The sequence below is a fragment of the Acinetobacter sp. 22512 genome, assembly GCF_052044755.1.
Lineage (GTDB): Bacteria > Pseudomonadota > Gammaproteobacteria > Pseudomonadales > Moraxellaceae > Acinetobacter > Acinetobacter pittii.
In genome coordinates this window covers 1-12,332 of record NZ_JBQENP010000021.1, presented here as the reverse complement: position 1 = coordinate 12,332, position 12,332 = coordinate 1, and the positions used below count along the sequence as shown (strand labels likewise).

The following is a 12,332-nucleotide window of genomic DNA, read 5'->3' as shown; positions in this document are numbered from 1 at the left end:
TTTTAGTAGATATTTATATCTATATAAAAATATCTCTACCCTTATCCTTGATTAACTAAACTCTGTTTTGGCAATAATTTACAGCCACATGATAATGAATCATTTACACGGGCTGCGGATTTTCCCATGACAAGCATATTCGGATCGCCCGATACAATCGTAGATACCGTTAGATGAGCAGGACAAGTAGCCTTATCCCCTACACAGGCAATTGCAATTCCATCAATTAAAAATGTACTGTTTCCTGAAATCACTTGCCCTCCACCAGTTGTTGGGCATCCAATCGTAATGTAAGGGCTAGCCATGTTCTTCTCCTTATATTTATAGAACAGTAAACTCAATCCGACGATTTTTCTTTCTTCCTTCCGGAGAAGTGTTATCTGCAACTGGCTTAGATGAACCTAAACCTTCAGTAGATAAATGGTCGGCAGGAATACTCTTACTAATCAAATAGTTTTTAACTGCTAATGCACGGTCTTGGCTAAGTTTCAAGTTTTTAGTCGCATCACCAGAACTATCTGTATGTCCTACGATTTTGACTTTTTTACCACCTACTTTGTTTAAAGCAATAGCCATCTCGTCAAGAATTTTTTGACCTGCATCAGTTAAAACTGCGCTACCAGATTCAAACTCAATAATTCGATTTTTAAGTGCATCATCAATAATTTTCTGCTCAGCCTGATTGACTGATAATTGCGAATATAGTTGATACGGCGGTTGCACTAGTCCTTGAAAAGATTGAATTGTAGGCTGGATATCTGCTGGGTTCAGCATTTTTCCACTCAACTCAAAACGTGTACCGTTTACACTCAACTTGCCTTGTGAAACCTTTTTAAGATCAGGAGTAATCACTCGAGTCACGGAATCACTCCATCCATTTGGAGCAGCTACGGGTCTCACTTGTATTTTATCTACAACCTGATCAGCACCATAAACAGATTGCATTTTTAATAAGATAGCCTGTTTACTCGCTTCGTTAGGAACCACACCTTCTACGACAATGGGCTGAGCTAAAGCATAGTTAGCAATTGCATAGATACAACAGCCTTTTATGAGCTGTGAAAGTTTACTTTGATATCGTTGATTCATTATTATTCACCCAAAAAAGTCTGTCTAAATAGTTTTAAACCTTGATTTAAACTTAATTGGCGTTGGCATAATGATTGCTCTAGTGTAGCTAAACCAGCATTCTGCTCCAAATAAGTATCAATCCATTGTGCTTCTATTAAAGAAACCCAGTGTTTACTATCCATATTCTGAGTAAAAATATCGCTCAGAGCTAAAATATCAGCCCCTTGAAAACCGAAGAATAATACGGGTTGCTCTCGATGTAGCAAACCTATCAGCACCTCAGTATTATGTTCTTTTAAAAAGCGACAAATAATACTGACCCAAAATGCTGCTATTTCATAACTGTAAGCAGGATTATTAATAGGCAAAATTAAAACTTTATTTAATCGACTCGTTCCATTTTGTAAAATTGGCTGCAGTAATAACCCCAACCCAATCATACTTTGCGCTAACTCATAAATACTTAACTTCATTAATTGAGCAAATGAGTGCATCGTATGATTTTCATAGAAACCTACACATTCACGTTCAGTTAAAACCTGAATTTGATTTTGTAAGTGACCTAATTTTCCAAGTAACAGATCGGAGTCTTTAATTCCTTTTAAAGCACGATTGTTTTGAAATAAATCAACTAATACATGTTTATAGCTATAGGGCGCATACAACAAATTATCATACGGTAAATCAATTTCTAATAAATGGCTCAGTACCATTGGAAAAGCTCGGCCTGAACTATCTTCACTTGCGAGTAGATTCGCCGCTAAAAACATATTTTCTTTCGGATTCGCAATAAAGAAATCCAGTGAAGGTAACGTGTTATAAGCTTCTTTAAAACTGCCTGATTGCATTGCATATTCCAATGCTTCAGTAATCCACTGATCAAGCAACTGTATTAGAGCATTCTGACCTTTTGTTTTTAAAAAGTCGCCTCGTGCAGGACTTTTGCCGTAATACAAAGGAGTTGTTTTTAATGTTTGCATTATTGCTCCTCCTTTCGCATAGAGGTTATTTTCCATGTCATGGTTTAACTCCCGCAGAAGGCTGAGCAAGTGCTGAAACAGGATTTTCAGTTCTTGCTGGAGTAGCTTGAGCTGGCGCTTGCTGAGCGGACACCACACGAGCTGCTTTGTCGGCAGTGACTTTATCAACCAGTTGCATACCTGCATAACCACGGCTTGAACCAATACTGCCTGAATTACTGCTAATTAGACGGAAATTCATTTTTACAAATAATGATGGATCAGTTTTACTACGCCAAAGCATTTCAAATCCGCCATTTTGTTCCTTACGTTGAGCACTATCAATTAAACGGTTAATACCGTACTCACCTGGTTCATCAAAAATCGTATGCGTTTGACCTTGTAAATCTACAGCGGTAATACGAGCACCTGGAATACTGCCTTGGTTTGGCCAAATGAAGTTAACCCACTGCTGAACACCGTTTTCATAAGTCATACGTTGACCATCAATATCAACGGTATATGAAAGCAATTGTGGATTTGGAATTGGGTAGAACTGGAAGTTAGATTGGTTAGTCGCTGGAACAGCTTGCGCTTGTGCATTCAACTCACCTGTTGCCATACCATTGGCTGGTGCAACATATCTTTGGAAATTCATAACGAATTGAGGATTTAAACTAATGCCTAAATCTTTCCAAGTTTTAGACGTTAACGTATAGCCACGACGAATCACAAATGGATCAAGACTTTCTTTTACAAAGCGAGAAATACTACCGTTCTCACCCAAGATTTGACCAATTTCACTACTTGTTGCTTGTAAAGAAGCTGATGAGTTAAATGGATATTTCTTAGCAAGATTTGCTGTAAATGGTTGATAGGCTTGCATTATCCACAATTTGTTAATTTCGTCTTGTGTCGGTGTAATTAAACTCTCAAAAGCTTGCGTAAGTGGGCTAACTACTAATTTTTGCAGTAAACGCTGATCAATTTCATTGAAACCAACCGCCATTTTTTCATCTACAATTTTTTGAGTTTGGTTAAATACAGACGTTTGCTCATTTAGGGTCTGTTTGACTAATGTCATCGCATTAGGCCCAATTTCGCCCGCATTTTTAAGCTCATTAAACTTACTACGAACGAGTGCTAAATTTGTCATATATTCATCAAGCAATGACTTACCTTGTTGATCATCACGTTTGCGAACCAACTGGTAGAACATTTGATATTCTTGAGAAATAGCGCCTTGGGCATTGTTTGCCACTTGATTAGCAACTTGCTTGTCATCATGATTTAAAACTTTACGTTTAAACCAGGCAATAAATCCTTTTTGTGGAGCTGCAAGCTCAGCTTGAACAACCGGATTATCCCAATTTGTTTCGACTGCAACTCTTTCAATTAATGTTCTAATTGGAGAGTTTTGTGGTTCACCTAAAACATCAATATTTTTTACTTGCTGAGCAAATTGGCCAGCTTTAGCATAATGAATACCACTTAAGAATTTTCTCCATTCCGCAATATATTCTTGCTTATAGAGCGCTGTTAGCTGCTTTCTAATTTGCTCTGGACTACCTGAGAAAGTTAAATCATCAGATTGACGACTATTTAACACCCAGTCTTTACTGTCTGTTGGCTTATCTGCAGCCTCCTCAATTGCTTTTTCTACATAGTCATTCCAAGCTTTTTGGGTAAATACGCCTGGTAATGCATAACTACCCAATACAATATTTTTATTTGCCTCACCCACAATCTGACTTACAGTCAGCGCTGGGAAACGCACCGCAGCACGCATTTTTATTTCGTTATAAACGCGATCACGCGCGGGCATCCCTCGAACAACAGAGAGCAATACTTGACGTGTTTGATCAACAATTTGCGAATCTGCTTCCAAAACTGGGAATTGTTTGTCATTTGCTAAGGTCATTGCATACGACAAGATCTGTTCAGCTTCTTGAATCATATCTGCACGTGGCATTTGGCCTTTATTTGCATCTAACCAAGAACGCCAGAAACGCGTAACCTGATCGCTTAGATGACTAGCATCCATATATTGCAGATTGCTCATCATTAAATAAGCTTTTAATGCATTATAAGCATCTTGAGGATTGGTATCTGAAGGTTCCAGATATTGTTGAGATTGAGCAGTTTGCTTGATCTCAACATTCGTATGGTTTGCTTTTAATGTTGCTTCATTATTTTTTACGCGTTGCAAATATTGAGCAATATTTTGCTGCGTCGGTGTTAATACAATCTGCTTAACACCTTTTAAATATTCGGCTTTTAACTTTTCACGAAGCTCATTACCCTGATATAAACCAAAACTAAACTTAAGTGGTCTATTTTCATCAAACTCATCTAACTGCTGTAGACGTCTTTGAAGAATCAGCAAAGCTTCTAATTGGGTAGACAGTTGCTGACCAGAGGCTCTTTCTAATTGAACGACCTTATTTAAATCTGCTTGAACTTCACCAATTAATTGCTGGTTATTACGATAAGACCAAACCCATACACCCAAAATAATTGAAACACCCGCTAAAGCACCAATAAATGCAATATAACGTTGACGTTTTCTGCCCGTATTTACATGCTGCTTAACAAGATCTTTATCTTTTAAAATAACATCTGAAAATAGACCATTTAAGAAATAGCCATGGTTAGGAGTAATTTTTGAGTGGTCTTTTAAATCATTTTGAGCAATTTGAGTCAACTGGAATTCTTGTGCAATTTGTTCAGTCATTGGACTTTCAATTACACCTTCCTGCAAAGCACTGGTGAAGTAAAACCCACGGAAAACAGGTTGAAATTGATATGGGTTATCTTCAAAAAGTGTACCAATAAAGCTTTTTAAAGCTGGTTTTAGTGTTTTAAATTCTAATGGGAAAGTCATTACGCTTGGTGAGATATTTTGCGAATGACGGCGACTTAAATGAGTCGAACTTACCCCTTTTAGACCATCGTAAAGAATGGTGTAATGTTTTTCGAACAAATCTACTGCGTTATGAGAAGAATTTTGCTCATATGGAAGCGTTGCTCCCCAAGCTTGGTTATATTCTTGAGCTTCATAAAACTCAAAAAACTCAGTAAAACCTGCAATCAAATCCATTTTTGAAAAGACTAAATAAACAGGTACAACCACTTCTAGACGTTCGGTTAGATCTTGAATACGAGCACGTAAATTTTTAGCAAGCTTTAATGAGTTTTCAGGACTTTGACTAATTAGCTCAGCAATACTAACAATTAGAATCAAACCATTAACTGGTGCTTTAGAACGGTTCTTTTTTAAAATATTTAAGAAACCTAACCACTCAGAATGATCTTCGCTATAAACAGAATAACGGCCCGCTGTATCGAGCAAAATACCTTCTGTAGAGAAGAACCAGTCACAATTTCGAGTACCACTTAAGCCAGCAGATACCATTTTCTGATGTGTTTCTTCAAAAGGAAACTTTAAACCAGAGTTATAAATAGCTGAACTTTTACCTGCGGCTGGGTTACCAATAACCATATACCAAGGAAGCTCATATAATGCAGCATTCCCTTTTTTATCACCCAACTTAGATTTACGAATCAGTTGAATTGATTCTTTCATTTGTTGACTAACTAGCTGAAGCTCTTCTTTATCTTTATTTTTGCCATATTCAGCTTGGTTATCTTTTTCGATCGCCTCAGCTAACTCTTCACCTTGAGCAGCATGCTTTCTTCGTTGAATAAGCCAATAGATACCATAAACAATAAGACCCAAAGCATAGGCAGTTGCTAAAGCCCAGAATATATGACGAGGAATTGAAGTATATGAAGACATCAATGCCACGAACAATGACAAGGCGATAATTGCTTTAGGATTCGTGATGTACTGCCACAAGTAGCCTAAAATTGTATGCATTCTATTCTCGTTCTAAGTCCAAAGTTTAAATTAGTTATTCAACACCATCGCATCATCTTCTGAGTTTTCAGTGATACTCTGCACAAACGTATGTGCTGACACCGTATTTTCTCCAAAGACAATAGGAATGATATGTTCAGGGAAATGCATGCTCAGCATAAAGCCATAAATATCAGCTAAATTTTGGGTATGCCCTAATGAAGATTTCACATAAATATAGTGATGCGGTTCTACAGGCGTTTGAAGAAAGTGTTGCTGCAATTTCTTCGAAACTTTTATATCGGTCTGATCTGACAAAATCAGTACATAAGGCTCATCACCTTCATGCTGAGGTAAATCATTAAATTCAAAATTATTAAAAAGCTTCGCTGTATCTTGTTGACCTACTACCACTTTCAGTGCTTTAGTCGGTTCTAATTCTTGAATTTTTACTAAAGGATCTGCGAGTAAACAGCTTGCTGCAAATTCAGCAGGAATATAATCTTTAATCATCCAAGATTTTTCATCAATTAGATCTTGATCAATTTCCGAATCGGCCACGACCAAAAAGAACATCTCATGCTCTCTTTTATGAATACCCTTTAATAAATGCATTAACTCTTGGTAAGCCAGTTGCTCTCCAAAAAAATGATATTCAATATGGATTTTTTGAGCAGAAATACCAATTTCAGTAAAAAACTCTAAAATTAATTCATTACTGTGGTCATCATTCCAGATATGTAACAAATCCTCCGAAAGAAGGATGTGAAGATTTAAGCGATTTAAGCGATAAACTTCTACGATCGGTATTTCAACATCGTCATATTCAGAGTCGGGATCTACCCATGCTGGATGCATATGATATTCACGGGCTTGTTGCGACTCATAAAATAATGTTGAACGCTTTAAATGCTCAGCTAGAAGATATAAATTTTCTATATTTTGTTCGAGTTGCTGTCTTATTAATGACATCATACGAACTTGTCGTGGAGAAGCATATTCGCTCTCCTCACGATTCTCTTCATCCAAATCTTTAATACGGTAAGATAAAAGAGGCAATCCGTAAGAATTTAACAGTTGATCATCCAGCTCTGGGCTTTTAAAGTTTTGTAGCTGCTCAATAATGCTTTCATTCTCACCTAATGCATGTAAAGCAAAAGCAGAGTAAATATTAAAGTCTAGCTGTTCTAATGGTTGATCAGCTACTGTGTTTTGTTTTTGACTAGCATCATCTTTATCTTGATTTATAGCTTGCTCTTTTTTGTCTTTATACGTTGTATAAGCGCTATAAATTAACCATGGCGATAAGATCACCAAGGTAATAACTGCAGGTAGCAGCAAGAAATAAAGAAAAAAATCTCCTTTATCGGGATTATATTGAACATCACGCCAGTAGAAAATAATAATTCCACTAACCAATGAAAAAATAGCAATGAATGAGAGTAATATTTTTTTAATCATATTTTCTCTCCAATAAGGCTATAGCAAGTTTCATGGTTATGTACTTTTGGTTGTCGTGATATGAGAAAAGAACCCTGCCCTAAACCACTCTCGTTATTGAGAGTTAAGCAGATGGGTTGTATTTCTGATTCATCCAAGATAAGCCGTAAATCTATTAATAAAGTTGGACTACACCAAGTTTCCACGAGCTTTTTAAGCTTTAAACTTAACTCTTGATTTGGTAAGAAACTGAGATATTGCTGACGTTTTAATGGCCCAATTTGAATTTCAATTTTTCCATCAATCTGCTGAATGGTTTCCCCACAAAAAGTATTAACACCAAGTAGACTCGGCTGACTTCCACCTAAAGTTGTTAACTGATCACTCGCTAACTTAAAGGATTCTTGTACAAATTCTTTAATCGTAATTTCATGTTTAAAAATACACGACAGCATCGTTTTTAATGCATGAACTGTATTATTTTGCCCCTGCATTAATCCTGAAAATTCTGCAAAATATTCATCAAGATCAGCTTGTTGATGCTGCGAACGCACATAACCATTCAAAGCATGCAGAATATCTAAATAGTCATTTTTATGTTCTATCTCATATCTAATCGGTAGATTATAAGTAATACTAGAATCTACATATTGAGCAGTAAGCTTATGATTAAATAAGCTTAGAAACTCTTTAGTCTCAGCTCGTTGCTGACGCGGAGCTTGCTTAATCTTATTCGTATACGTATAAGGTAAAGCACCTTGTATGCCCGTAAGACCAACGATTAAATTCGTAATATAAATCCGCTCGTCCGTTAATTCTAAATTTTCAATCTCTGTAGCAGGAAAATTTAAATTAAAGGATGTCTCAAACTTAAAATGATCACTCCAAGATGAACTAACTGTACGACTTGAATCATGTCTTAATAGCCGTGTTGCTTGGATAAACTCAAAAGACTTTGGCTTTGTAAAGAGCTCAGCTGTTACAGAAGAGTCTTGCCACCAACGTTCTGACTGCATTGGTATAACTCCTGCTGAGATGAATAATCCTTAACCACCAAATCAACAAAACTATTAATTTGAACCTTTAAATTAAAAACACGACTCAATAACTGACTAAAAATGTATAGGCTATGACCTCTAAATACCGATGAATCAATTTGTAACTCTGCCTTTACTCCTCTTACAAACATTGGAAATGGCTTTCCATCAACAAGTTTGTGAGTAAGTGAAAATTCCAGATGTTTGATTGATTCAATAATTAGATAATTTTCTTTTGATAAAGGTAAATTATATAAAGCAAGTAACTCTTTAATATGAGATACCGCATCACCTTTCATTAAAGCTAAACTATTTAATGAAAGGTGTGAAATAACACGCCACTGCTCACTCTGACTTTGGCCAAATTGATAAGGTTTCGTAGGTCTTTTTAAAACAATAGCGCGGCGAGCCAAACTACTATCATTAAGGTTTAATATATTATTAGATTGCCCTAATGCTTCATGTGGTAAGTCACGATTTGAGCATAATAGTTTTGTGCTAATAAAATCCGAACGTGTTGACGAAGGATTTAAATTTTTAGAAATAATTGAATACCCCATTTCGACAAAATTGGGCTGCAGGTTTTGATAGTTTACAGAATAGAAAAAACGTGCTGTGTCAGCATGATAATGACTCATGGCAAAAAAAGGCAGCACCGGAACATAGCTTTCTTCTTGACTCGTTTTTTCACGAACCATATTCATTTCAGTAATTGAATACACCTGATAAAACTCAGGATGATGAGCATCTGTAATTAGCGGATATTCTAATTGCTTATGTACAATTTTTTGTGGTTCAGCGTATTTTTCAAATAAATTAATAACTGGTGTAGTAAACAATTTAAAATTAGCGACATTTAATTCAGAATAATTTCGCACTACAGCTTGATCATTTAAATTTAATTTAAAATGTATAAGCAGCTCAAAATTACTATCTTCTAGAGATAAGCGCTTTAAAAAACCTAAATCAAGTTTTAGATAATTAAATTTTTCAGGAAAACAAAAATACTCCATCAGCAAACGATAAGCATGATGAGTATGCTGATCCAGTGGCAACAAACTTTCTTGCTCGGAAAAACCTGTTAACTCAAATGGATTTTTATCTAGTTCAACAATTTTCTGCCCTACTTTAATGGCAAAAGATGTTCCCTTCTTAAAAATACTGTCTAGTACTTGAAGTGGAAAATTAGAAATTGCATCTAAATAAATAGGTAGTTTTTCATTTATTAAACATACATGAGCATGATTAAAAATTTCAAATTTAAAAGTTAAAGTCGCATTTTGACTTAAATGCATATGGGCACTAGGTGTACTTTTGAATTCTAGCGCTTGCAAGCTTATCGGGAGTAATTTGACTTCTTGCGTGGTATTAAACTCACACTGAACGCCTTTAAAACTGCGAGACTTCAAAACTGTGTGTGCAGGAACAATATGCGCTTCTGTGAGCTGTTTTATTTTATTTATATCTTCAAAGCTTATTACTGAACAAGCCGGAAAATGACGTAAGTATTGAGGGAACATCACCTCAAATAAAGAACGTGTAAATACGTCATAACTATCAGCAAGTTTCTTATCAATACGAGCAGAAATTAATGAAAATGCCTGTATAAGACGTTCGATATGCGGGTCATCAATCTGCTCTTGATTTAAAGATAAACGCTGAGCAATTTTCGGATATTTTTGAGCAAATTCACGAGATTGCTGACCAAATTCCTGTAGTTGTTTTTCGTAAAAAGGTAAAAGCTCTTCTATCACAACACACCCACTATGCCTAGGTTCTCGCTGAAATTACATATTGCTGCGTTGTCGGTTTTAACAATGCATCAAAAACGACAGGTTCATACAGTGGATGAATATTTAGATAAGCCTGAATGCTTAAACACAATGCCCCCATATTGTGCCCATCCAACAACATCTCTACCCGTATTTGTCTTAACCGAGGTTCATGAGCTGCAATTGACTGTTCAATAGATTGGCAAATCTTGTCACGATCTAGCGGATTGGCTGTAGATAGCCCCACAAAATCAATAATACCGAACTGAAGTATAGATTTTTTAACTAGCGGGTAATCATCAACTACATGATCCAATTTAGCGACTCGACTGTTAAGTAAGTCTTCTAAATCTTTTGCTACCGATTCTCTTAATTGCTGAATAGAAAGACCTTTTGCATAATCTTCACTTTCAGGAATTAAGCGGTCAAACAAAGTTGAACGAAATCCATATGGATAAAGCCGATCTAAATTCATTCGAGTTCACAACAAGCATGCTTAAAGACAGCAGAGGCTAACTTTAAGTCAGCCTCCACCAAATATTCACTTAAACAATTACGCTGCGTAAGAAGCAGTATTGTTAGAAAGTGACCATTTCTTAGTAACAGCACCTTTAGCAGTACCGTTAATATCTTGTTGATTGTAAGTCCATTCAACAGCTGCGTATTTCAAACCTAACGCTTCTGTTGGAACACCTTCTTCATTAACTGTTGGAGTTACACTAGAAACTAGAACATGCTTCAATTTGATTTGTAAGTACTTGATGCGCTTATCACCATTTGCACGGTAGAAGTCAATTTGTACTTCATCAAATGTATAACCAGCTGAACATGCTTCCCATAATTTCGGGCTAGTTGCATCTAGATCTTTAACAAAAACCATGTCTGAATGTTCAACACGTTCAGCAGTATGACCACCAACACTACTTGAAGTAGCAGATTTAGGTTGACGAATGTTATGAGACCAAGAGTTAACTTCTAACCAGCCTTTGTGCTCAGAGTCACGAGACTCTCCATCAACTTTGTATTTACCGCGAAACTCAACGTATATATCTTTCATTTAGAACTTTCCTATTTTTAATTTAAAGTTATTCTTTCGCTGACCTTTATTAATTTGAGGACTGAGGTAACTCAGTGACAAGTCGTAAAGAAACTGACAACTCGTCCAGCTGGAAGTGTGGTCGCAAGAAAACCACAGATTTGTAGTGACCTGGTTGAGCAGGGTCTTCTACAACTTTTACAGACGCTTCACGTAGAGGGTATTGAGCTTTTGCTTCTTGAGAAGCGCCATCGTCAAGTAATACATACTGTGACAACCACTCATTTAAGAATGCTTCAACATTTCCAGCAGAAGCAAAGCTACCCACTTTATCTCTCATCATTGCTTTTAAATAATGAGCAATGCGTGAAACGGCCATGATGTACTGAATTTGACTCGATAAAGCAGAGTTAGCATTTGCTGTATCATTGTCATATTTTTTAGGTTTTTGAGTTGATTGCGCGCCAAAGAAAGCAGCGTAATCAGTGTTTTTACAATGCACTAAAGGAATAAAGCCTAAATCGCTTAATTCTTTTTCACGGCGATCAGTGATTGCAATTTCGGTTGGGCATTTAAATACCACTTCGCCATCTTGTGTTTTAAAAGTGTGTACAGGCAAGCCTTCGACTAAACCACCACCCTCAACACCACGAATTGCAGCACACCAACCATGCATATCAAATGCATTTGTTAAACGAGTACCGAAAGCATAAGCAGCATTCATCCACAAATATTCATTGTGGTTTGCGCCTGAAACATCTTCAGCAAAGTTGAAGCCTTCAGTAGCTGTTCCTTCCTTTGGATGATAAGGAAGACGACCAAGCACATGTGGCAAGGTTAAAGCAACATAACGAGCATCTTCACTGTCACGGAATGAACGCCATTGTACATATTCAGCTGTTTCAAAGATTTTTGAAACATCTCTAGGACGATCAATATCTGTAAATGACTCTAGACCAAGAATGCTTGGGCTAGCGGCCGAAATAAATGGCGCATGAGCAGCTGCAGCAACATGAGAGATTTGCTCAAGCAAATACATATCAGAAGGCGTACGGTCGAATTCAAAATCACCAATGAGCGCTGAATATGGTGCACCACCAAAAGTGATGTGTGCTGAGAAAACAGGAGGTTTTAACTTGGTAAACTATAGACACTCAT

General features: G+C 36.6%; 9 protein-coding genes and 1 pseudogene. All 10 read right to left on the bottom strand.

Annotation, left to right across the window (positions count from 1 at the left end; translation table 11 throughout):
- Positions 1-41: 41 nt before the first annotated feature.
- Positions 42-305, bottom strand: a complete 264-nt coding sequence (locus tag ACTJJG_RS16355) for a PAAR domain-containing protein (RefSeq protein ID WP_108011985.1) — start codon at positions 303-305, stop codon at positions 42-44.
- Between the two features lie 16 nt (positions 306-321).
- Positions 322-1,089: an OmpA family protein gene (locus ACTJJG_RS16350; protein ID WP_078220578.1), complete on the bottom strand. Its 768-nt coding sequence runs from the start codon at positions 1,087-1,089 to the stop codon at positions 322-324.
- Between the two features lie 2 nt (positions 1,090-1,091).
- A complete protein-coding gene (gene tagF / locus ACTJJG_RS16345) occupies positions 1,092-2,051 on the bottom strand; it encodes a type VI secretion system-associated protein TagF (protein WP_017385503.1) in 960 nt (319 codons plus the stop codon).
- Positions 2,052-2,088: 37 nt separating this feature from the next.
- Positions 2,089-5,910, bottom strand: a complete 3,822-nt coding sequence (tssM, locus tag ACTJJG_RS16340; RefSeq protein ID WP_233752551.1) for a type VI secretion system membrane subunit TssM — start codon at positions 5,908-5,910, stop codon at positions 2,089-2,091.
- Between the two features lie 30 nt (positions 5,911-5,940).
- Positions 5,941-7,350, bottom strand: a complete 1,410-nt coding sequence (locus ACTJJG_RS16335; protein ID WP_032063486.1) for a hypothetical protein — start codon at positions 7,348-7,350, stop codon at positions 5,941-5,943.
- Positions 7,347-8,345, bottom strand: a complete 999-nt coding sequence (tssG, locus tag ACTJJG_RS16330) for a type VI secretion system baseplate subunit TssG (protein WP_032063485.1) — start codon at positions 8,343-8,345, stop codon at positions 7,347-7,349. The genes ACTJJG_RS16335 and tssG overlap by 4 nt, the downstream gene beginning before the upstream one ends.
- Positions 8,309-10,120, bottom strand: coding sequence for a type VI secretion system baseplate subunit TssF (tssF, locus tag ACTJJG_RS16325; RefSeq protein WP_032063484.1), 1,812 nt, complete (start codon positions 10,118-10,120; stop codon positions 8,309-8,311). The genes tssG and tssF overlap by 37 nt, the downstream gene beginning before the upstream one ends.
- Positions 10,121-10,136: 16 nt before the next feature.
- Positions 10,137-10,613, bottom strand: a complete 477-nt coding sequence (gene tssE, locus ACTJJG_RS16320; RefSeq protein ID WP_002048404.1) for a type VI secretion system baseplate subunit TssE — start codon at positions 10,611-10,613, stop codon at positions 10,137-10,139.
- Positions 10,614-10,691: 78 nt separating this feature from the next.
- On the bottom strand, positions 10,692-11,195 hold the full coding sequence (locus tag ACTJJG_RS16315; RefSeq protein ID WP_440608978.1) for an Hcp family type VI secretion system effector: 504 nt from the start codon (positions 11,193-11,195) through the stop codon (positions 10,692-10,694).
- 49 nt (positions 11,196-11,244) lie between these two features.
- Positions 11,245-12,279, bottom strand: a pseudogene (gene tssC / locus ACTJJG_RS16310) (type VI secretion system contractile sheath large subunit); the annotation flags it as partial.
- Positions 12,280-12,332: the final 53 nt, after the last annotated feature.